The organism is Phaeobacter sp. CC-HEC084 (assembly GCF_059429255.1).
The window spans coordinates 609,622-629,401 of the sequence record NZ_JCAIJQ010000009.1 but is presented as its reverse complement, the minus strand read 5'-3'; the positions used below and the strand labels follow the sequence as shown (position 1 = coordinate 629,401).

The window sequence follows — 19,780 nt, the reverse complement described above, 5'->3', positions numbered from 1 at the left end:
GGGGTGCTTTCCTGTGTTTTGACACTGGGGAAAGCTGAGGGAAACAGGCCTGTAACCCTAAGCCATCGGGGGGAAAATCAAGCGTCATGTCTGATCTGTGGGACGGTCTGAGCCAGGCGTTCTGGCTGGTGGTGATGCTGGATCCTGATCTGGTCGAGATCACTTTGCGCTCTCTTAGGGTCACTTTGACCGCCCTTGCCATCGCCTCTGCCATCGCCTTGCCATTGGCGGCCTTGCTGGCTGTCCGCCGGTTTCGCCTGCGCCGTCCGACGATTGCGGTGCTCAATGCGCTGATGGGGCTGCCGCCGGTGGTGGTCGGCCTGATCGTCTATGTCTTCCTGTCGCGGTCCGGGCCGCTGGGGGTGCTGGGGCTGTTGTTCACGCCCTCGGCGATGGTGATCGCTCAGGTGATCATCATCGTGCCACTGGTGGCCTCGATCGCGCATCAGTCCCTGCGGGAGCTGTGGAGCGATTACCACGACCTGCTGATTTCGCTGAACACCACCCAGGGTCAGCGGATCCGGGCGCTGTTGTGGGATGGGCGGCGGGCGCTGCTGACGGCGGCGCTGGCTGGGTTTGGCCGCGCCATCGGAGAAGTCGGCGCCATCATGGTGGTGGGCGGTAATATCGATCATGCGACGCGGGTTCTGACCACCGCGATCGCGCTGGAGACCGGCAAGGGCGAATTCGCCATGGCGCTGGGCCTTGGCTTCGTGCTGATTGGCATGGCGATTGCCGTCAACCTGTCGATCCACTGGATTGGCCATACCGAACGCGGGGGACGCTGGTGATGCAGATGTTCCCGCTGACCGTGGATCAGGGCGTGGTGCGCAGGCGCGGCAAGGTGCTGGTTGGCCCGGTGGACCTGACGCTGGAAGGCGTGGGAGCGACTATCGTGGTGGGGCCGAACGGAGCCGGCAAGACCTCGTTTCTGAAAATGCTGCACGGCGTCGTACGGCTCAACGGCGGTAGCCTGACCTGGGCTTGCCCCAAGGCGGAGGCGGAAAAGCGTCAGGCCTTTGTGTTTCAGACACCGGTGATGATGCGCCGGTCCGTGGTGGAAAACATCGCCTACCCCCTGCGCCTGATCGGGGTACCACGCAAGGAGGCCCGCGCCCGTGCTGCGGACTGGGCGCGGCGGATCGATCTGGGCGATGCGCTGGAGCGGCCCGCGGTGCTGCTTTCGGGTGGTGAGCGGCAAAAGCTGGCGCTGGCCCGGGCGCTGATCCGGGAGCCGGAAGTGCTGTTTCTGGACGAACCCTGCGCCTCGCTTGATGGACGGGCGACGCGGGAAATCGAAGAGATCCTGACCGAGGCGGCCCAAAGCGGGACTCGCCTGATCATGTCGACCCACAACATGGGTCAGGCGCAGCGGCTGGCGGATGAGGTGATCCTCATCATTGGCGGCCGCATTCACGAGTTCGCTCCGGCCGAAGCGTTTTTTGCCGGGCCTCAAACCCCGCAGGGGCAAGCATTCTTGAGAGGAGATATAGTAGAATGAAACATCTGGTGTTGGGCGTTGTCGCCTCGGCCGTCATGGCCACCGCATCCTTTGCCGAAGAGATGAAGATGGCGGTGACCACCTCGTTCCACAATTCCGGCCTGGCAGAGATCCTGCTGCCGGAGATCAAGAAGGATCTGGATCTGGACGTGCAGCTTCTGGTCGTTGGCACCGGTCAGGCGATCCGCCTGGGCGAAGCGGGCGATGTGGATGCGATCCTGGTGCATTCGAAAAAAGCCGAAGAGCGTTTTCTCGCTGGGGGTAACGGCACCCATCGCCGCGAGATCATGTACAATGATTTCGTCTTTATCGGACCCAAGACCGATGGCGCCGGGATTGCGGATGCGGAAACTGCCGTTGATGCCCTGCAGAAGGTTGCAGGTGCAGAGGCGCTGTTTGTCAGTCGCGGCGATGACAGTGGCACCCACAAGAAAGAGCTGAGCCTCTGGGCGGCTGCCGGTCTGGACGCCGGGAGCTTTGGCGACTGGTACCGCGCAGTGGGGGCAGGCATGGGGTCGGCGCTCAACACGGCAGCGGGGATGAATGCTTATATCATGGCCGACCGTGCCAGCTGGCTGAACTTTGGCAACAAGGGGGATCTTGCGCTGCTGTTCTCGGGTGATCCGGTGCTGTTCAACCAATACGCCTATCTGCCGGTGAACCCGGAGAAACACACGCATGCCAAGAACGATCTGGCGATGAAGCTGGAAGGCTGGCTGGTGTCGGACAAGGCCAAGGCGCTGATCAACGATTACAAGATCAACGGTGAGACCCTGTTCGTGTTCAACGCCAAGCAATAAGTCTTGTGTGAGCCACGACGCGGGGATCTCCCGCCCGTGCCGCCGCATTTGAAAAATGCGTTGTCCCGGTTGGGCCAGGCGCCGCGCTTTACGCGGCGCTTTTCCTTTGCTGAGAGGCGCCTCAGGGGCAGGTTTGCCCTGATGCGCCATATCGAGTGTCCAGTCCGCCAATTCCGCCTCAAGGGTGAACCGTGCATGCGCACGGCCGCTTGCGCGGCCCTTGACCCGGATTTGGCGAACGGCTTTTCGGCAGGTAGCGCTGGGCCCAACGGGAAAGGGCCATCGTCAGAAGAACTTTGATGGGCGAGAGCTTTCTATTCGTCGCCGCCGACGGTCAGAGTCACCCTGTCGCCTGCAAACCAGGTGCGGCCGTATTCGATGGGGGTGCCTTTTGCGTCTACGTTGATGCCCGTGGTGCGCAGGATCGGGGCGCCTTCGGGGACGCGCAGGTGCAGCGCCTGTGTTGCTGTCGCCTGGCGGGCGGTGATGCGGGTCTCAAGGCGGGTATAGTCTTCGATGCCGCAGCGTTGCAGCGCGGCGGTGACGGATTGCGTCTCTTCCAGCGCCGTGAGCATCTCGGGGAACCGTTCGGCTGGAAAGACGCTCTGGAACAGGGCAATCGGCTGTCCATCTGCCAGCGACAACCCGTCGTAGACATGCACCGGATCGCCGGGGGGCAGCGCCAGCGCGGCGGCTTCGCCAGCGGCGGCTGCGCGGGTTTCGGTGGTCAGGATCTGCTTTGCCGGGGTGCGTCCGCCTTTGGAGATGTTCTGGTGAAAGCGCACCCGCTTGCCGATCGGGTAATCCGTCGGTTTGGCGGCAACAAACACTCCGGCGCCGCGCCGTGCATGCACCAGACCGCCAGCTGCCATTTCCGCCAGAGCGCGGCGCACCGTGTGGCGGTTAACGCCGAACCGCGCCGCCAGCTGCGCCTCTGCTGGCAGCTTGTCGCCGGTGTCATAGCGCCCCTGGGCGATATCGTCGGTCAATGTGCCTGCTATGGATTTCCAGACCGGGGTTCGGGCCATGTCATGAAACTTTCACAAGGATTGGCTTGCGCCCCTGGGGACGAGTCACCTATGATTTGTCTAGTTGTATAGATTATGTAGACAACCCGGCCAAGAGGCTTTGACACGATGAACACCACAATTTCCGCAGAGGATCGCACAAGAGATCGCAAGGCCTGGATGGGTCTTCTGGCCTCGGCTGACGATGCCCGACTTGCCGAGCTTTGGCGCGCCTTTGATCATGAGCCTGCCTTTGACTGGCTGCGCGCGCCCGAGGCGGGCGGCGTGATGGTCCGGGGCCGTATGGGCGGCAGCGGTGCGCCCTTCAACCTCGGCGAGATGACCGTCACCCGCTGCGCCCTGTCGCTGGCCGATGGCACGGTTGGCCATGGCTATGTGCAGGGCCGGTCCAAGGCCAAGGCCGAGATGGCCGCCAAGATCGACGCCTTGATGCAGACCGATGCGGCCGAGGCGTTGCGCGCGACGGTTCTGGCCCCGCTGGAGCAAGAGCGGGCGTCCGCCAAAGAGGCGCGTGCCGCAAAGGCAGCTGCGACCAAGGTCGATTTCTTCACCATGGTGCGGGGAGAGGACTGATGAACCAGATGACGGACAATACGGTCTACGCGGGTGGTTTTGCCAATCCGTCGGTGGCCTCGGCCCATGCCTTTCGCGCGGCGATGAATGCCATGGCGCGCCCCGGTACGCTGCAAGAGATTATGGGCGCCACACCGCCCGAGGGGATTTCCCCCGCGGCAGGCAGTCTGCTGCTGACGCTTTGCGATCCCGAAACCGGCGTCTTTCTGGCGCCCGATGTGGACAGCGAGGCCCTGCGTGGCTGGCTGACCTTCCACACCGGCGCGCCCATTGTCAGTGCGGAGCAGGCGGATTTTGCCCTTGGCGGCTGGGGCGCCTTGATGCCGCTCGATCGCTTCCCCATCGGAACGGCGGAGTACCCGGACCGCTCCACCACGCTGATCGTTGAGGTCGCGGGATTTGATGCGCCCAATGCCACGCTCAGCGGTCCCGGTATCAAGGACACGGCGCAGATGGCCCTGCCGGATCCGGCGGCCTGTGCGGGCAATGCGATGCTTTATCCGCTCGGCGTCGATTTCTTTTTCACCTCTGGCTCTCAGGTGGCGGCGCTGCCGCGCTCGACCCAGATCCTTGCGGAGGCCTGAGGCATGTATGTAGCTGTAAAGGGTGGCGAGCGCGCCATCGACAACGCCCATGCCTGGCTGGCGGAAGAGCGTCGCGGCGATGCTTCGGTAGCCGAGTTGTCACTGGCGCAGATCCGCGAACAGCTGTCGCTGGCGGTGAACCGGGTGATGGCTGAAGGATCGCTGTTCGATCCCGATCTGGCGGCGCTGGCGATCAAACAGTCGCGCGGTGATCTGATCGAGGCGATCTTTCTTATCCGCGCCTATCGCACCACGTTGCCGCGGTTTGGCTATACGCTGCCGGTGGATACCGGCGCCATGGCCTGCGACCGGCGGATTTCGGCGACTTTCAAGGATGCGCCGGGCGGGCAGGTGCTGGGGCCGACCTTCGACTACACACATCGCTTGCTCGACTTCAAACTGGCCGCCGAGGGCGAGGTGCCGGAAGCCCCCGCTGCAACGCCCCGGACCGAACCGACGCCCCATATCACCGAGTTCCTGCAAGGCGAGGACATCATCGAGCGTGAACCGAGCTCGGATGCACAGCCCGGGGACCTGACGCGCGAGCCGATGGCTTTTCCTGCTGACCGATCGGTCAGACTGCAATCGCTGACGCGCGGGGACGAGGGGTTCATCCTTGGCATGGCCTATTCCACCCAGCGTGGCTATGCGCGCAACCACGCCTTTGTGGGCGAATTGCGCATCGGCACCGTCGCGGTGGAGATGGAGATCCCCGAGCTGGGCTTTGCCATCGAGATCGGCGAGGTGGAGTTGACAGAATGCGAGACGGTGAACCAGTTCAAGGGCTCGAAAACCGTGCCGCCGCAGTTCACCCGTGGTTATGGTCTGGTGTTCGGCCAGTCAGAGCGAAAATCCATCGCCATGGCGCTGGTAGATCGCGCCCTGCGCTGGAAAGAGCTGGGCGAGGATAATCTTGGCGCCGCCGCGCAGGACGAGGAATTTGTCCTGAGCCACAGCGACAATATCCAGGCGACGGGGTTCCTCGAACATATCAAGCTGCCGCATTACGTCGATTTCCAGTCCGAGCTGGAACTGGTGCGCAAGCTGCGCCGAGAAGCCACCGAAGCGGTGGAGCAGATGGCGGCCAAGGAGGCAGCGGAATGAGTTTTGTGCAACACAGGGCAGTGCCCGACCTCGGGTGGGGGCGAAGCGCCCTCCCGGGGGGGAGGTCGGGCGCGGCCCGGCGATGCCGGGCCAAACGGAAGAAGGGTGCCCAGAATGTCTGACTACAACTTTGCATACCTTGACGAGCAGACCAAGCGGATGATCCGCCGGGCGATCCTCAAAGGTCTGGCGGTGCCGGGCTATCAGGTGCCTTTTGCCAGCCGTGAAATGCCCATGCCCTATGGCTGGGGCACCGGCGGCGTGCAGGTCTCTGCCGCGACGCTGACCCCGGATGATACCTTCAAGGTGATCGACCAGGGCGCCGATGACACCACAAACGCAGTCTCGATCCGCAAGTTCTTTGAGCGCACCGCCGGTGTTGCCACCACCGAGGAGACGGAACAGGCCAGCGTTATCCAGACCCGCCACCGTATCCCCGAGGCACAGCTCTCCGAAGATCAGATCCTCGTCTACCAGGTGCCGATCCCGGAACCGCTGCGCTTTCTTGAGCCGCGCGAGACCGAGACGCGCAAGATGCACGCGCTTCAGGAATATGGCCTGATGCATGTGAAGCTCTATGAGGACATCAGCCAGCACGGCGCCATCGCGACCTCCTATGCCTATCCGGTGAAGGTGTCGGATCGCTATGTGATGGACCCTTCGCCGATCCCGAAATTCGACAACCCCAAGATGGAGATGGCGGCGATCCAGCTGTTCGGCGCGGGCCGCGAGCAGCGCATCTATGCGGTGCCGCCCTATACATCGGTCGTGAGCCTTGATTTCGAGGATTACCCCTTCGAGGCCAGCAAGGCCGATCATCCGTGTGACCTTTGCGCGGCAGAGGACAGCTATCTGGATGAGGTGATCCTCGATGATGCGGGCAACCGGATGTTTGTCTGCTCGGACACCGATTACTGCCGTTCGCGGCGCGAGGCAGGCCATGTGGGCCGCCTGGGAGAGGAGGCCGCGGCATGACCCCTTTGCTGCAAGTAAAAGACGTTGCCAAGATGTATGGCGCGCGGATCGGCTGCACGGATGTGAGCTTTGACCTGTACCCCGGTGAGGTGATGGGCATCGTCGGCGAAAGCGGCTCGGGCAAGTCCACCCTTCTGAACTGCCTTGCCGGGCATCTGGCGCCGGACCGGGGTGAGGTGGTGTTTGACACCCGCGCCGATGGGCCGGTGGATACGGTCACCATGTCGGAACCCGCGCGCCGGATGCTGGGGCGTACCGACTGGGCCTTTGTCCACCAGCACGCCCGCGACGGGCTGCGCATGTCGGTCTCAGCGGGCGGCAACATCGGTGAGCGGCTGATGGCGGTTGGCGATCGTCACTATGGTGATATCCGCGCCCGCGCTGCCGACTGGCTGGGCCGGGTGGAGATTTCCGATGCCCGCATTGATGACCGCCCCTCGGCCTTTTCCGGCGGCATGCAGCAGCGGCTCCAGATCGCCCGCAACCTGGTGACCGGTCCAAGGCTGGTGTTCATGGACGAACCAACCGGCGGCCTCGATGTCTCGGTGCAGGCGCGGCTTCTGGATCTGTTGCGCGGTCTCGTGCGCGAGATGGGTCTCAGCGCCATTATCGTCACCCACGATCTGGCGGTGGTGCGCCTGCTGGCGGACCGGCTGATGGTGATGAAGGACGGCCATGTGGTGGAAACGGGTCTCACCGATCAGGTGCTGGACGATCCGCAACATGGCTATACGCAGCTGCTGGTTTCCAGCGTGTTGCAGGTGTGAGGACAAAGTGATGATCGAACTTCAAAACGTCAGCAAAAGCTTCACCCTGCACAATCAGGGCAGCGCGGTGATCCCGGTGATGGAGGGTGCAACGCTTTCCGTCAAACCCGGCGAATGCGTCGGGCTGGTGGGGGCCTCGGGGGCAGGGAAATCGACCCTGATGCGGCTCATTTACGGCAACTACCTGGCTGCCAGCGGCAGCATTCTGGTGGGCGGCACCGACGTGTCACAGGCCGAGCCACGCGAGATCCTTGCGCTGCGCCGCAAGACGCTGGGCTATGTCAGCCAGTTCCTGCGGGTGGTGCCACGTGTGCCCGCGCTGGATGTGGTGGCCGAACCACTGCTTTCGGTGGGCACACCCATTGAAGAAGCACGCGAAAAGGCGGCGACCCTTCTGGCGCAGCTCAACATTCCCGAACGGCTCTGGAGCCTCAGCCCCACGACCTTCTCCGGCGGGGAGCAGCAGCGGGTGAATATCGCGCGCGGCTTTGCCTATGACTATCCGGCGCTTTTGCTGGATGAACCAACCGCCAGCCTTGATGCGCAGAACCGCGCCACGGTGCTGGGCCTTATCGAAGGGGCCAAGGCGCGCGGCGCAGCCATTGTCGGCATCTTCCATGACGAGGCCGCGCGCGAACAGGTCTGCGACCGGTTTGTCGATGTCTCGGGCTTTACACCAAGGGCCGCCGCATGAGCATGGGCGCGAACAAGGGGCCGGTGATTGCCGTTGTCGGCCCCTCTGGCGTCGGCAAGGACAGCCTGATGGAGGGGCTGCGGCAGGCCGATCCCGGCATAAAATTGATGCGCCGCGTGATCACCCGCGCGCCCGAGGCCGGGGGGGAGGATTACACCCCTGTGACCGAAGCCGCGTTTCTGGATCTGGCAGGCAAGGGCGCCTTTGCTCTCCATTGGCCTGCCCATGGGCTGCACTATGGCATTCCCAAAGAGATCGAGTCTCTGCGCGCCGGGGCTACGGCCGTTCTGGTCAACCTCTCTCGCGGGGTGCTGCTGGAGGCGCAGGACGCATTCGACGATTTCCGCATCCTGTCCGTCACCGCCCGCCCCGAGGTGCTCGCCACACGGCTGGCGGCGCGCGGGCGCGAGGATGCCGCCGAGGTGCAGCGTCGGCTTGCCCGCGCGGGCAAACCTCTGCCTGCGGGGCTGGCCCAGGTCCACGAGATCGACAACAGCGGCGATCTGGGCGCGGCGGTCATGGCCGCGCGCGCCGCGATTCAGTCGGTCAGGGCGTAGCGGTGGATCAGGTGAAAACGTCCCATCCCATCCTCGCCCATCAGTGCCAGATCCTTGATCACAAATGGCGCGGGCAAGAGCGGGACCAGATGCGCCTGCAGGGCAGCCTCGACGCTGGGCAGCTCGGGCTTGGGCAGCTTGCCGGTCAGGGTGATGTGAAAGCGGAATTGATCCAAAACGTATGGGTAGCCCCAGGTCACAAGGTTCTGGTCCTGTTCGGGGCTGAGCCCATTCGCGCGACGGCGGGCCAGTTCCGCCTCGGGGGCAGGGGCGCGAAAGGCGTCGAGATCGCGCACGCAGGCGGCGGCCAGCGCATTGAGCGCGCTTTCATCGCCCAAGGGGCGCAGCGCCAGAAACCGGCCCAGCCGCGCCAGTTGCAAACCGTCCAGCGCGACCGGCGCCTGTGTGGCGGCCAGCGTGGCGCAGGCGGCTTCCAGATCGGCCAGAGAGTACCCCTTTGCCAGTCGCATCGGCGGCTTCATGGTCGCATGCAGGCCATATTTGCGCGGCGTTGCGGTGATCGCGGCAACGTCCAGCCCTTGGATATCCGGGTGCGCCACCTCGGCCCCCGTCTCCATATCCCAGCCCAGCCAGCTGGCCCCAAACCGGCTCCAATCCGCCCCTTGGGGCGGCGCAAAATAGATCGCGTATCGCGTGAATGTCACATTGGCCTCCTAAACGTGGCCTTCTCCATAGCTCGAAAGATGTGAAATCCAGATGACACAAGAGATGATCCTTGCCAATGCCACCCTTGTTCTGCCCGGGGAAACCCGCACCGGCAGCCTCAGGATCAAGGACGGAGAGATCGCGGATATGGCTGAGGGCGCGGGCGTGCCCGCCGGTGCGGTGGATTGCGGCGGCGATTTCGTCAGCCCCGGCCTGATCGAGCTGCACACCGACAATCTGGAGCGTCACATCCAGCCCCGCCCCAAGGTGGACTGGCCCCATGCCGCCGCGATCATCGCACATGATGCCGAACTGGCGGGCACCGGGATCACCACGGTCTTCGATGCGATGCGGGTCGGCTCGATCAAGGCCAAGGAGGCGCGATACGGCCAATACGCCCGCAGCCTAGCCAGCGAACTCTTGGAATTGCGCGGCAAGGATGCGCTCAAGATCAGCCATTTCCTGCACCTGCGGGCCGAGGTCTGTTCGGAGACTCTAGTGGACGAGCTGAACGAGTTCACGGATGAGGACCGCGTCGGTCTGGTCTCGCTGATGGACCACACGCCGGGGCAGCGCCAGTTCCGCGATATTTCGAAACTCGAGGCCTATGTGAAGGGCAAGCACGGGTTTGATGATGATGCCTTCCTGCAGCATGTCGCCAACCTCAAGACCATGCGCGACACCTATGGCGATCTGCATGAGGTGGAGGCGGTGAAGGCCGCGCAGCGGTTTGGTGCGGTGCTGGCCAGCCATGACGATACCACCGAGGATCAGGTCGCCGTTTCGGCCGGTCACGGCATCCGCCTGGCCGAATTCCCCACCACCGTGGAGGCCGCCCGTGCCTGCCATGCTCATGACATCCAGGTGATGATGGGGGCGCCGAATCTGATCCGCGGCGGCTCGCATTCGGGCAATGTGGCGGCGCAGGAGCTGGCCGAGCTGGACCTTCTGGATATAGTCTCCTCCGACTACGTGCCTGCGGCGCTCTTGCTGGCGGCGGCGCGTCTGGGAGAGATCTGGGGCGACATGGCGCGGGGGCTCGCCACCGTCACCTGCGCTCCGGCCAAGGCGGTCGGCCTGAAGGATCGTGGATTGCTGGAGGTCGGCAAACGCGCGGATCTGATCCGCTTTGCCATGCGGGCCGGGGTGCCTGCGCTGCAGGGCGTCTATTCCCGTGGTCAGCGGGTGGCCTGAAAAACAACTCAGCTTCATGTATTAAGGCCCCGGCGCAAAGCGCATCGGGGCCTTTTGTTTCGGTGAACGCCGTTGGGCGGCGCGTCAGGCGCGGTAGAACATGTAGCGGCCTTCGGGGATGCCTTCTGGGCCGTCCAGCTCCTCAAAACCCACCAGAGGCTGGCCCGAGACGATGATACCGCCCGGCGCCATGACAGAGGCGATCACCGGCGACATGGCAGCAGCCTCGGCGACGTCCTTTTCCTTGACGCCAAAGCCGAAATCATAGTGCGCCAGCACGATCTTGTGGCCCTCAGTCGCAAGGCGCTGCAGCATGGGTTCGGCTTCGCCTTGCAGAAAATCCTTTTCGGGCGGCACGCAGGAAGGGTGGCATTGCAGCACCCGGTCGATCACCCAGATACGGCGATCCGGAAGGATCTCGCGCAGGTGGTCATAGGTGCGTCCGTTGCCCAACCCCATGTCCAGCGCGTCGCCGGGAACATCCGTGATCTGCTCAGCGGCCCAGTTCAGCCCGTCCCGTTGCGCGGTCAGGCGGCGCAGCATCGAATCCAGTCGGCTCATTCAGGAAATCCTTTCGTCATAGGTCCAGGCCATGGCGGGCCCGGCCAGAAGACGTGCAATCAAAGTTTCGGTAAACCCCCAGATCCGGTCGTCATGCACCAGATGGTGGGTCAGGATGCCATAGGGTTCGCGGGTGTCGGCGCGGCCCTGGCGGCGGTCTTTCAGCTGCGATGCGATCTGGGCGATCAGCTGCGCCTCGGGCAGCAATGACCGGCTGCCCTTCCAGTCGATCGGGTCCAGATGCGTGTTGATCTGCACCAGACCCGGCGCCGCCTTGGTCCGGGAGCGCGGGGTAAAGGTCGACAGGGCGCAATAGCCAAGACCCGCCATCCAGGGCAGGATCTCGGGCGCGATGCGGTTCCAGGGCGGCACGAACATTGGGCGCAGGCCGGATCCGAAGAAGCTCTTCAGCCGCTCCAGCCCGGCTTCGGCCTCGCCCAGCATATCCTGCACCGGACGGTGGGCACCGAACTCGGCCTTTTTCTCGCCCTCCGGGGCGTGGCTTTTATGAGCCCAGCCATGCACCACGGGGATCAGATCAGCCGTGTTATGCAGATGCGCGGCCAGTTCCGGCTGGGCGTCCCGTGGGATGATCGCCAGATGCACCGGCAGACCCAGCCGCTGCGCGGTTTCGGTCAGCTTCTGTAGTTGCGGCGTGACCTCGGTGGCGTCATCATCGCGCCACCACAGGGGGAGCTGCAATCCGGCCTGCTGCCAGGCCTCAAGCTCCTGATCCAGCACGCTCCAATCCGGGGTGATTGCCGGGGTCATCGACGGTCTCCTGCCAGTTCGGCAGCAATCTCTACCGTTCTGGCGGCGCCGTCAAACCGGAAGCGGTCGGTGGCGCGCGGCGCCTCGGCCATCACGCCTTTCACCGCCTGTACCAGCGCGCTTGGCGTCAGATCGGCGGTCTTCAGCACCGCGATACCGCTTAGCGGCGCCAGGCTCTCGGCGCGCAGGGATTGTTCCACTTCCTTGCCCGCATCAAAGGGCACAAGAACGGCGGGGCTACCCGCCTGCAGGAGGTCCAGCGCGGTGTTGTAGCCGCACATGCTGACCGAGGCGGCGGCGTGGCACAGCATCTGACGGAAATCGGGGCGGGCGGCTTCGATGATGGCGCGGGAGGTTTTGGCAGTGAACCGCGCGATCCGTTCTGCTGCGTCGCTGCCGCCGACCAATAGCCGCCACGTGATATCGGGCATTTGCTGCGCGGCCTCCAGCGCAGCGTCATACAAGGCATCGCCAACGCTGCCGCCGCCGGCGCTGACCAGCACCTCACCCGCGCCTGCCTGTTCAGGGTGCGGCAGGGCGGCGGGAGGCGCTACGTAACCGGTATAGCGCAGCTTGCCCGCCAGCATCTCCGAGACCGGCCAGCTGATATCCAGCCGGGTCGCGGCGGGGTCGGAATGCACCAGCACTGCATCGTAGAACTCCGCGATCACCGCGTCTGCCTCTACCGCCTTTTTGGGCTTGGAGGGCGGCGCCAGGATATCGCGGATCGAGGCCAGCACTACGGGCCGGTGCGGCAGGGCGTGGGCGGCCTTCAGCAGTGACAGAAACTCTCCCTTCAGGCTGCGGCGGCCAAAGGGGTAAAGCTCGGTGATCAGCACATCGGGCTGCATTTCGCGCAGGGCGTCGCTCAAGGCCTGTTGCCGGGCGTTGTGATAGGCGTCATCCGCCACGGTGCCCTCGGCTGTCAGAAGCCGGGTGAAATCCACCCCGTCCGAGCGCAGCGGCGGCAGTTGCACCAGATCCAGCCCCGCACGGCTCAGCTGCGGTGCCGGAAATCCGCCCGAGGCCACGCGGACCTGATGGCCTGCCGCCGCAAAGGCCCGGCCCAGCGTCAGCGCCCGTGACAGATGGCCGGTGCCCAGCAGATGGGTGACTGCGATCAGGACCCTCATTGCGGCTCTTTCGGGATCAGGCGGATGGGATCGGGCTGCGGGCGCAGGGCGTCGCCGTCGATCTCCACCACGAAGAGGCGGTTGCGTTTGATCCGGAAGGGCGCCGGACCGTCGAAGTCCCAGCCATAAGCGCGCGCCAGGATCATCCGCATGATCCCGATATGGCAGACCGCGACCGTGTCCCGGGTGAGGCGTTGCAGCCAGGGCGCGATACGTTCCCAGACCTCGGCCGGGGTCTCGCCGCCGGGGGGGCGGTAGTCCCAGCCCCAGTGCTCGATATCGCGAAAGCCGCTTATCGGGTCGGCCTTGAGGTCGATCCCGCGCAGACCTTCCCAGTCGCCCCAGTCCATTTCAATCAGCTCGAGCGCCGTTTGAGGATCGCGCCCGGCCACCAGTTTCGCGGTTTCGGCGGCGCGCAGCAGCGGGCTGGACCACAGATCCGCCGCATCCCAGGGCGCGGGCAGCGCCTGCGCGGTCAGCTCGCTGCGAGCAGTATCATCCAGCGCAATATCGCTGCGGCCCTGAATGCGGCCCGCGCGGTTCCAGTCGGTATGACCATGGCGCAAAAGGGCAAGACGGATCATGGGCGGGCCTCCATCAGCGGTGCCACGGCGGCCCAGAAACGGGCGCTTGCGGCGGGGGCAAGGTGGGTTGTGGCGACCATCTGGCGCGCCTCGGCGCTGCGGCGGGCGCGCAGATCGGAATCGGTCAGCAGGGCGTTGATCTGCTCTGCCAGCGCCTCTGGCCCCTCTTCCGGTGCCGGATATGCGGCAGGGGTGAGCACGTCGCGCATGCCGGGGCGATCCTGCGCCACCACGGGCAGCCCATGGGCCTGCGCCTCCAGGTATGCCATGCCAAAGGCCTCGTTGACGCCAGGCCAGAAAAACAGGCTGGCGCGCCCATAGACGGCCGTCAGGCCGTCGCGATCCAGCTGTCCCAGAAACTGCACACGGTCGCCAAAGGGCGCCATCATCGCCTCGACCTCGGGGCGGGCGGGGCCATCGCCTGCGATCTCAAGCTGCCAGTCGCCCATCAGACAGGTGAGCGTTTCCGCAATGATGCGATACGAGGACAGCTTGTCCCCGGCGCGCATCATGCCAACGCTGAGCATGGGACCGTCCAGCGCCGAGGGCTCCGGCAGCGCGCCTTGCGGCAGGAAGGGCGGCAGATGCACCAGCGCCTGGCTGCCAAAGCGCTCGCGCTCCAGAGTGATCAGGTCGTTGGCAGTGAAATAGAAGATGGTATCGGCCGCATCGGCAGCGTCATGGGCGGCCTTGGCAAACCCGGCCCAGGGGCCCGTCAAGCGACTGGTGGCACGGGTGCTTTCGATCTGCACATAGGGAATGGAACGGGCGCGGGCCACGGCAGGCCCGATCAGGTCCGGCGCCTTGTAGTAGTTGTGGTAGGTCACCCAGAGATCCACGGGCGGCATCTCGTCCAGCAGGCGACGAACCTCTTGCCGTGCGGCCTCTTGCAGGTCGTTCTGCCGCTGCGCATCGCCTGTCTTGTCATAGATGCGCAGCTCGCTGACCAGATCGACGCGGGCGCCGCCTGTCGCAATCACATCCATCAGGTTGCGGGCCACTTCCCGGTCGCCCGAGGGCACCGGGCTGCGCGGCGATTTCATCGGCGCATAAAAGGCGATGTGTTTGCCGCTGCCGCTGGTCATGCGCCGTTCAGCATGGCGCTGAGGCGTTCGGAAAGGCGGGCAATGCCCGGATCCATGCCAAAGTCACGGCGCAGGCGCTGGAGCGCGGCCTCGGCCATGGCGGCGGTCTTGTCCGGATCCTCGGCCATCTTGCAGATGGCGCCTGCCAGCGCTGCGGGCGCATCGTCGCTGAGCAGACCATGGGTGCCGCTGTCGATGAATTCGGGGATGGCAGAGACGGGCGTCGACAGGATCGGCAGCCGCTGCGAGGCGGCTTCCATCAGCACGTTCGGCAGCCCGTCGCGGTCCCCATCTGCGGCAACGCGGCTGGGCAGGACGAAGATATCGCTCTGGCGCATCGCCTCGATCACCTCGGGCTGGTCGCAGGCGCCGCGCCAGGTGATGCGATCCGCAACGCCCGCGTCCTCGGCCATACCCTGCAACAGATCGCCAAGGCCGCCGCCGCCGATATGGGTCCAGTGCCAGTCCAGATCCTTGGGCAGCAGTGCCAGCGCGGCGATCAGCCGGTCAAATCCCTTTTTCTCGACCAGGCGGCCCACGGACATCAGGTACAGCGGATCGCTGGCCTTGCGCCAGATGCGGTCGGGCGGGGCGGGAAACCGGCTGAGGTCCAGACCGTGATAGATCAGGTCGATGCGCGCCGGATCGTCCGACATATCGCGCAGGTGCTGGGCGCCAAAGGCAGTGCAGGTGGCGCCGAAGGTAGCGCCGTGATCGGCGCTGGACAGTTTTTCGCGGATCTCCCAGTCGGGCGAGGTCCAGATGTCCTTGGCATGGGCGGAAAAGCTCCACGGCAGGCCACGCATGATCGCCGCATAGCGCGCCACCGAGGACGGCGTGTGCAGGAAATGGGCATAAAGCCCCAGAACCGCGTCCGGCATTTCAGCGGCCAGCACGCAGGCCTGGCCAAAGCGGCGGATGCGGTTGCGGCTGGGGTCGCGGCGCAAGTCGGCGCGCCAGATCCGCCGGGCCTCGGCGTAGCCCGGCAGCTTTTGTGCCGTCTCGCGGGCGCGCCAGACGCGCTCCGGCTCTTGATAGAGGTATTCGGGAAGGTAGTTCACCTGCGCCTGCAAACGGTCGTGCAGCGGGTGGCGTTTGACGTCGGTGGGGTGGCGCAGGGACCAGATTTCGAAACTGTGGCCTGCGGCCTCCAGCGCGACAAGTTCCTGCGCGATAAAGGTCTCGGACAGGCGCGGCCAGCCCTTGACCAGCACCGCAAGCGGTGGCCGGTTTGTGGTCATTCGGTTGCCTTTCGCGGCGCGTCCTGCAGCAACGCGGTCACCCGCCGGGTGACATAATCGAGCCCGTCAAGGAACCCTTCGCCAAAAGCGGCAGAGGGGGGTTTTTGATCCTTCAACGCGTCGATCGCGCGGATCATCGCCTCGGGGGTCCAGCCATCGCGGTCTTCGTCCAGCATGGAAACAAGGCCCAGTTCCTCGGCGCGGCTGGCGCGGATCCACTGTTCCAGACGCGGCGTGGTACGGGGTACGATCACCGCCGGTTTGTCAAAGGACAGGACCTCGCAGAAGGTGTTGTAGCCGCCCATGCAAACCACGCCGCAGGCGCCTGCAAACAGCGTTTCGATCCGGCTTTCGAAACCAACGCTGGTGACGCGGCCATCCAGCGCGGCAACGCGGGCCTCAAACGCTTCGCGGGTTTCTCCGGACAGGAAGGGGCCATAGACCAGCACGGCACGCGGGCTGAGGTTTGGGTCCCGTTCATAGGCCGAAAGCACCAGATCCACCATCATCGCCCCGTCGCCACCACCGCCGGGGGTGATCAGGATATAGGGCTGTTCGGGCGGCTCACCGATCTGGCCCAGATCGCGGCGCAGATAGCCGGTCCAGTGCATGCGGGAGCGGGTTTCGGGCGATAGATCCAGCCCCTGCGTGGGGTCATAGACCGAGCTGAGGCCATAGACCCAGATTTCGTCGTAAAACTGTTCGGTCACCGGAACCGCGTTCTTGCGTTCCCATTCGGCGGCCAGCACTTCGGGTTCGTCCAGAACATCGCGCAGGCCCAGCACCAGCTTGCAATGGCCGCGGCTGCGCAGGCATTCCAGCGCGGGCATCAGCTCACCGCGGAAACCGGTTGGCTCCTTGTCGACGATCAGCACGTCGGGATCGTATTGCTGCGCCATGGAGCGGATCAGCCCGGCGCGCATCTCGGTGGTTTCCTCGATGCTCATCCCCATGGTGCGCGAAGCATAGCTGCCGTCGGAGCGTTTGATCACCCCGGGCAGGCGCATGTGATCGACCCGGCTGGGAAAGGCAAACCGTCCGGCAACCGGAGAACCGGTCAGGATCAGCGCCGAAGCAGAAGGGTCGGCGGCGGTAATCGCCCCGGCAAGCGCCCGCGATCTGCGCAGGTGGCCCAGCCCGAAGGTGTCATGACTGTAGAGCATGACCCGGGGGCTGCGGGCGCCGTTTTCCCTGTCGGCGGTGGAGCTTGTCTGATCTTTCATAGGGTCGCCTGAACAGGTGTATTATCAGGGTGGTGCAATAGGCAGGCGCCGAAATCAAGGGCGATCGGCCTTTGCAGTCCCGATTGCGCAACAAATGGCAGCTAAAGCCCCGCGCGTCACCGCGATGTGCCAAAATCGTTCCGCTGTTGTTGCAGTAGGGCAATTGCGCCGACTGGGGGCGCTGGCTAGTCTGGTTTGAACTGTCCTGAGGATTTCAGACCATGAACTTCATTCCCATCCGGCGGCTTCTCCCGGGGTTATTTGCCCTGTTTCTTCTGTGTGCGCTGGTCATCGGGACTGTGAGCACAGGACATGCGCAGACGGCGGCTGACAACGGCGAGGATCCGATCGCCCGGGCCATCGAGCTGGCTGCCGAAAGCGGCGTTGATGTGATCATCGTCGACAGCGGCGGCGCCCGCGCGCAGGATGGGGCTGCGGAACAGGCCATCAGCGAACACGATGCCAAGATGGAAGGTGCATCGATGCTGATGAAAGCCCAGTCGGAGATGGATATCTTCCGGGCCGAATTGCGCAGTCGTTTGGAGGCGCTGCCCTATTCCATCTTTGAGATGAAATACATCCTGCGCCAGACCAGCCCCGATGGCCGGATCGCCACCTATGCGGAAATCCTGTTCTGGAGCCTCCTGTTCCTGTTTCTGGGGCGCTGGGTCACCGTTGAGCTCTACGGCAAGAGATTTGCGCTGCACCACGTGGTGGCCCGCACCAAGGAAAAGCCCGAAGGCTATCGCGAGAAAATGCCGTTTTTGTTCTTTCGCTTCCTGCTGGGCGTCGGGGGAACGATCTTTTCGATGGGGATCGCTCTGCTGGGATCCTATCTTGTGCTGGGTTCCTCAGGCAATTCGTCGGTGCGGCTGACGGTGCTGGCGATCTATACCGCCTTTTTCCTGTCCCGGACCATATCGGACCTGTGGCGCATGGTGCTGTCGCCCTACCTTAGCCAATACCGGATACCGGCATTTTCCGACCGGGATGCCAAACGGCTTTATATCTGGGCTTCGGTGCTGGCGACCTATGATATTTCGACCCTCGTCTTTGCCGCCTGGGTCGGGGATTTCGGGCTGACTTACAACGTCTATGCCATCGTCTATGGCGGGCTGGCGCTTTTGGGGATTGTCGGCAATCTGGCGCTTGTCGCCTTTAACGCCGGAGCCATCAGCCGCGCCATCCGCGCGGGCCGCAATGCGGAGGAATGCTCCTGGCTGGTGCGGCTGCTGTCGGTGGCCTGGGCGCCCGCAGTCGTGGCCTATATCGTCTTTGGCTGGCTTCAGCTGGCCTTTGATCTGGTGCTGGAGCGGGACATGTCGATCCCGCTGATGGCGGGCACCTATATGGTGCTGACCTCGATCCTGGTGGTCTATGGGATCATCAACTACGGGATCGAAGTCTATGCCGACAGGCGGCGTCTTCCCGCGCAAATGGTTCAGCCAGAGGACAGCGATGCGCAAGATGCCGATGACCCTGACGGGGAGGCTGAAGAAGCAGATGAGGCGGCCGCCGCTTCGATGCGAAAGCGCCACCCGATTGCCACCTATGAGGACCTGGCGCGCAGGGTTGCCGGGGTTCTGGCCTTTGTCGGCGGGGCGCTGGCGTTGATCTATGTGTGGAACCCGGACATCGACTGGACCGACAATTCGGCCATCGACCGGATCTTCGACATCGTGGTGATCCTGTTCCTCGGCTATATCATCTACAGCGTCTCGCGGATCTGGATCGACAGCAAGATCGACGAGGAAGTCGGCGATATGCCCGAGAGCGAGCTGGGCGATGAAGGCGGCGCAGGCGGGGCCAGTCGGCTTGCCACGCTGCTGCCGCTGTTCCGGGGCGCCATTCTGGCGGTGGTCGTGGTGTCGATTGCTCTGATCCTGCTGATGCAACTGGGGATCAACGTCAGTCCGCTGTTCGCTGGTGCAGGTGTTGTCGGTCTGGCGGTGGGCTTTGGCTCACAGACGCTGGTGCGGGATATCTTTTCTGGCGCCTTCTTTCTGGTCGATGATGCCTTTCGCAAGGGTGAGTATATCGACATCGGCGACGTGAAAGGCACGGTCGAGAAGATCTCGGTCCGGTCCTTCCAGTTGCGCCACCATCTGGGCGCGCTGCACACCATTCCCTTTGGCGAAATCCGGGTGCTGACCAACTATTCCCGCGACTGGGTGATGATGAAGCTGCCCTTGCGGGTGACCTATGACACCGATGTGGAAAAGGTCCGCAAGCTGATCAAGAAACTGGGGCAGGAGTTGTTGGACGATCCGGTCATTGGCGACAATTTCATCCAGCCGCTGAAATCCCAGGGTGTCATCGAGATGCAGGATTCGGCGATGATCATCCGGGTGAAATTCATGACCAAACCGGGCGATCAGTGGCTGGTGCGCAAGAAGGTCTACGAGGAAATCCGCCAGCTGTTCGCACGCGAAGGCATCAAGTTCGCTCATCGCGAGGTCACGGTGCGCCTTGCGGAGGATCAGAACGAGAACCTGACCCCGCAGCAAAAGGAGGCGGCGGCGGGGGCAGTGCAGGCGGCGATTGATGCCGATCTTCTGGACGCCGATGAGGGCAGGGGCGGCGACGACCGATAGGTCTGTGCTGCATAAATTCTGAAATTAGCGGTGCGTGAGAACAGGGCGCTCCCGCCCCCGCGCCTGAGCGCCTCTGCGCTCCGCCTGGGGTTGGGCCGGGCGCCGTGCAGGGGCACGGCGCGGGCGGTCTGCCATTCTTGAGGGA

21 protein-coding genes are annotated in these 19,780 nt (G+C 64.3%); 12 read left to right on the top strand and 9 right to left on the bottom strand.

Features of this window, described 5'->3' with window-relative positions; translation table 11 throughout:
- Window positions 1–86 precede the first annotated feature (86 nt).
- The 3 genes from AC5SSZ_RS20250 to AC5SSZ_RS20240 are packed head-to-tail and all read left to right on the top strand — an operon-like array spanning window position 87 to window position 2,301.
- On the top strand, window positions 87–791 hold the full coding sequence (locus AC5SSZ_RS20250) for an ABC transporter permease (protein WP_065272274.1): 705 nt from the start codon (window positions 87–89) through the stop codon (window positions 789–791).
- Window positions 791–1,501, top strand: a complete 711-nt coding sequence (locus tag AC5SSZ_RS20245) for an ATP-binding cassette domain-containing protein (RefSeq protein ID WP_495439746.1) — start codon at window positions 791–793, stop codon at window positions 1,499–1,501. Before AC5SSZ_RS20250 ends, AC5SSZ_RS20245 begins: the two co-directional genes overlap by 1 nt.
- A complete protein-coding gene (locus tag AC5SSZ_RS20240; RefSeq protein WP_065272276.1) occupies window positions 1,498–2,301 on the top strand; it encodes an ABC transporter substrate-binding protein in 804 nt (267 codons plus the stop codon). The genes AC5SSZ_RS20245 and AC5SSZ_RS20240 overlap by 4 nt, the downstream gene beginning before the upstream one ends.
- Before the next feature lie 314 nt (window positions 2,302–2,615).
- Here AC5SSZ_RS20240 and phnF read toward each other — a convergent pair whose 3' ends face one another.
- A complete protein-coding gene (gene phnF / locus AC5SSZ_RS20235; RefSeq protein ID WP_495439744.1) occupies window positions 2,616–3,329 on the bottom strand; it encodes a phosphonate metabolism transcriptional regulator PhnF in 714 nt (237 codons plus the stop codon).
- 108 nt (window positions 3,330–3,437) lie between these two features.
- Between phnF and phnG the strand changes: the two genes are divergently transcribed.
- From phnG to phnN, 7 genes are all read left to right on the top strand, one after another.
- Window positions 3,438–3,902: a phosphonate C-P lyase system protein PhnG gene (gene phnG / locus AC5SSZ_RS20230; protein ID WP_495439742.1), complete on the top strand. Its 465-nt coding sequence runs from the start codon at window positions 3,438–3,440 to the stop codon at window positions 3,900–3,902.
- A complete protein-coding gene (phnH, locus tag AC5SSZ_RS20225) occupies window positions 3,902–4,486 on the top strand; it encodes a phosphonate C-P lyase system protein PhnH (RefSeq protein ID WP_495439740.1) in 585 nt (194 codons plus the stop codon). The genes phnG and phnH overlap by 1 nt, the downstream gene beginning before the upstream one ends.
- Before the next feature lie 3 nt (window positions 4,487–4,489).
- The gene (locus AC5SSZ_RS20220) at window positions 4,490–5,590 is read left to right on the top strand and encodes a carbon-phosphorus lyase complex subunit (RefSeq protein WP_495439738.1); all 1,101 of its coding nucleotides are present in this window, start codon (window positions 4,490–4,492) and stop codon (window positions 5,588–5,590) included.
- Window positions 5,591–5,704: 114 nt separating this feature from the next.
- Window positions 5,705–6,565 carry an alpha-D-ribose 1-methylphosphonate 5-phosphate C-P-lyase PhnJ gene (locus AC5SSZ_RS20215; RefSeq protein WP_274831577.1) on the top strand — a complete coding sequence of 287 codons (861 nt, stop codon included), beginning with the start codon at window positions 5,705–5,707 and terminating at the stop codon, window positions 6,563–6,565.
- A complete protein-coding gene (gene phnK / locus AC5SSZ_RS20210) occupies window positions 6,562–7,332 on the top strand; it encodes a phosphonate C-P lyase system protein PhnK (RefSeq protein WP_192964531.1) in 771 nt (256 codons plus the stop codon). The genes AC5SSZ_RS20215 and phnK overlap by 4 nt, the downstream gene beginning before the upstream one ends.
- Before the next feature lie 10 nt (window positions 7,333–7,342).
- On the top strand, window positions 7,343–8,026 hold the full coding sequence (phnL, locus tag AC5SSZ_RS20205) for a phosphonate C-P lyase system protein PhnL (protein ID WP_495439735.1): 684 nt from the start codon (window positions 7,343–7,345) through the stop codon (window positions 8,024–8,026).
- A complete protein-coding gene (gene phnN / locus AC5SSZ_RS20200) occupies window positions 8,023–8,583 on the top strand; it encodes a phosphonate metabolism protein/1,5-bisphosphokinase (PRPP-forming) PhnN (RefSeq protein ID WP_495439733.1) in 561 nt (186 codons plus the stop codon). The genes phnL and phnN overlap by 4 nt, the downstream gene beginning before the upstream one ends.
- Here phnN and AC5SSZ_RS20195 read toward each other — a convergent pair.
- Window positions 8,565–9,248 carry a DUF1045 domain-containing protein gene (locus AC5SSZ_RS20195; protein ID WP_495439731.1) on the bottom strand — a complete coding sequence of 228 codons (684 nt, stop codon included), beginning with the start codon at window positions 9,246–9,248 and terminating at the stop codon, window positions 8,565–8,567. The two genes, phnN and AC5SSZ_RS20195, sit on opposite strands and share 19 nt — an antisense overlap.
- Window positions 9,249–9,300: 52 nt before the next feature.
- On the opposite strand from AC5SSZ_RS20195, the gene AC5SSZ_RS20190 reads away from it, so the two are divergent.
- The gene (locus AC5SSZ_RS20190) at window positions 9,301–10,443 is read left to right on the top strand and encodes an alpha-D-ribose 1-methylphosphonate 5-triphosphate diphosphatase (RefSeq protein WP_495439730.1); all 1,143 of its coding nucleotides are present in this window, start codon (window positions 9,301–9,303) and stop codon (window positions 10,441–10,443) included.
- An 84-nt stretch (window positions 10,444–10,527) separates the two neighbouring features.
- Here the strand turns inward: AC5SSZ_RS20190 and AC5SSZ_RS20185 are convergent, their stop codons facing one another.
- From AC5SSZ_RS20185 to AC5SSZ_RS20155, 7 genes are read right to left on the bottom strand one after another with little or no spacing between them, the layout of a single operon-like run.
- A complete protein-coding gene (locus AC5SSZ_RS20185; protein ID WP_368997896.1) occupies window positions 10,528–11,004 on the bottom strand; it encodes a class I SAM-dependent methyltransferase in 477 nt (158 codons plus the stop codon).
- Window positions 11,005–11,763, bottom strand: a complete 759-nt coding sequence (locus AC5SSZ_RS20180; protein WP_495440338.1) for a polysaccharide deacetylase family protein — start codon at window positions 11,761–11,763, stop codon at window positions 11,005–11,007. It abuts the gene before it with no gap.
- Between the two features lie 8 nt (window positions 11,764–11,771).
- Entirely contained in the window at window positions 11,772–12,908 is a 1,137-nt protein-coding gene (locus tag AC5SSZ_RS20175) for a glycosyltransferase family protein (protein ID WP_495439728.1), read from the bottom strand.
- Window positions 12,905–13,492 carry a histidine phosphatase family protein gene (locus AC5SSZ_RS20170; protein ID WP_495439726.1) on the bottom strand — a complete coding sequence of 196 codons (588 nt, stop codon included), beginning with the start codon at window positions 13,490–13,492 and terminating at the stop codon, window positions 12,905–12,907. Before AC5SSZ_RS20170 ends, AC5SSZ_RS20175 begins: the two co-directional genes overlap by 4 nt.
- Window positions 13,489–14,577 (bottom strand): glycosyltransferase family 4 protein, encoded by a 1,089-nt coding sequence (locus tag AC5SSZ_RS20165; RefSeq protein ID WP_495439725.1) that lies wholly within the window; start codon window positions 14,575–14,577, stop codon window positions 13,489–13,491. Before AC5SSZ_RS20165 ends, AC5SSZ_RS20170 begins: the two co-directional genes overlap by 4 nt.
- Window positions 14,574–15,818: a glycosyltransferase family 4 protein gene (locus AC5SSZ_RS20160; RefSeq protein WP_495439723.1), complete on the bottom strand. Its 1,245-nt coding sequence runs from the start codon at window positions 15,816–15,818 to the stop codon at window positions 14,574–14,576. Before AC5SSZ_RS20160 ends, AC5SSZ_RS20165 begins: the two co-directional genes overlap by 4 nt.
- Window positions 15,815–17,041 (bottom strand): glycosyltransferase family protein, encoded by a 1,227-nt coding sequence (locus AC5SSZ_RS20155; protein WP_495439720.1) that lies wholly within the window; start codon window positions 17,039–17,041, stop codon window positions 15,815–15,817. The genes AC5SSZ_RS20160 and AC5SSZ_RS20155 overlap by 4 nt, the downstream gene beginning before the upstream one ends.
- A gap of 221 nt (window positions 17,042–17,262) precedes the next feature.
- On the opposite strand from AC5SSZ_RS20155, the gene AC5SSZ_RS20150 reads away from it, so the two are divergent.
- The gene (locus AC5SSZ_RS20150; protein ID WP_495439717.1) at window positions 17,263–19,635 is read left to right on the top strand and encodes a mechanosensitive ion channel family protein; all 2,373 of its coding nucleotides are present in this window, start codon (window positions 17,263–17,265) and stop codon (window positions 19,633–19,635) included.
- The last annotated feature ends 145 nt before the right edge of the window (window positions 19,636–19,780 follow it).

Bases quoted from the DNA above. Each gene is read 5' to 3' on its own strand.
- AC5SSZ_RS20250 (WP_065272274.1), top strand. From the start codon at position 87: ATGTCTGATCTGTGGGACGGTCTGAGCCAGGCGTTCTGGCTGGTGGTG.
- AC5SSZ_RS20245 (WP_495439746.1), top strand. From the start codon at position 791: ATGCAGATGTTCCCGCTGACCGTGGATCAGGGCGTGGTGCGCAGGCGC.
- AC5SSZ_RS20240 (WP_065272276.1), top strand. From the start codon at position 1,498: ATGAAACATCTGGTGTTGGGCGTTGTCGCCTCGGCCGTCATGGCCACC.
- phnF (WP_495439744.1), bottom strand. From the start codon at position 3,329: ATGGCCCGAACCCCGGTCTGGAAATCCATAGCAGGCACATTGACCGAC.
- phnG (WP_495439742.1), top strand. From the start codon at position 3,438: ATGAACACCACAATTTCCGCAGAGGATCGCACAAGAGATCGCAAGGCC.
- phnH (WP_495439740.1), top strand. From the start codon at position 3,902: ATGAACCAGATGACGGACAATACGGTCTACGCGGGTGGTTTTGCCAAT.
- AC5SSZ_RS20220 (WP_495439738.1), top strand. From the start codon at position 4,490: ATGTATGTAGCTGTAAAGGGTGGCGAGCGCGCCATCGACAACGCCCAT.
- AC5SSZ_RS20215 (WP_274831577.1), top strand. From the start codon at position 5,705: ATGTCTGACTACAACTTTGCATACCTTGACGAGCAGACCAAGCGGATG.
- phnK (WP_192964531.1), top strand. From the start codon at position 6,562: ATGACCCCTTTGCTGCAAGTAAAAGACGTTGCCAAGATGTATGGCGCG.
- phnL (WP_495439735.1), top strand. From the start codon at position 7,343: ATGATCGAACTTCAAAACGTCAGCAAAAGCTTCACCCTGCACAATCAG.
- phnN (WP_495439733.1), top strand. From the start codon at position 8,023: ATGAGCATGGGCGCGAACAAGGGGCCGGTGATTGCCGTTGTCGGCCCC.
- AC5SSZ_RS20190 (WP_495439730.1), top strand. From the start codon at position 9,301: ATGACACAAGAGATGATCCTTGCCAATGCCACCCTTGTTCTGCCCGGG.
- AC5SSZ_RS20185 (WP_368997896.1), bottom strand. From the start codon at position 11,004: ATGAGCCGACTGGATTCGATGCTGCGCCGCCTGACCGCGCAACGGGAC.
- AC5SSZ_RS20175 (WP_495439728.1), bottom strand. From the start codon at position 12,908: ATGAGGGTCCTGATCGCAGTCACCCATCTGCTGGGCACCGGCCATCTG.
- AC5SSZ_RS20170 (WP_495439726.1), bottom strand. From the start codon at position 13,492: ATGATCCGTCTTGCCCTTTTGCGCCATGGTCATACCGACTGGAACCGC.
- AC5SSZ_RS20165 (WP_495439725.1), bottom strand. From the start codon at position 14,577: ATGACCAGCGGCAGCGGCAAACACATCGCCTTTTATGCGCCGATGAAA.
- AC5SSZ_RS20160 (WP_495439723.1), bottom strand. From the start codon at position 15,818: ATGACCACAAACCGGCCACCGCTTGCGGTGCTGGTCAAGGGCTGGCCG.
- AC5SSZ_RS20155 (WP_495439720.1), bottom strand. From the start codon at position 17,041: ATGAAAGATCAGACAAGCTCCACCGCCGACAGGGAAAACGGCGCCCGC.
- AC5SSZ_RS20150 (WP_495439717.1), top strand. From the start codon at position 17,263: ATGAACTTCATTCCCATCCGGCGGCTTCTCCCGGGGTTATTTGCCCTG.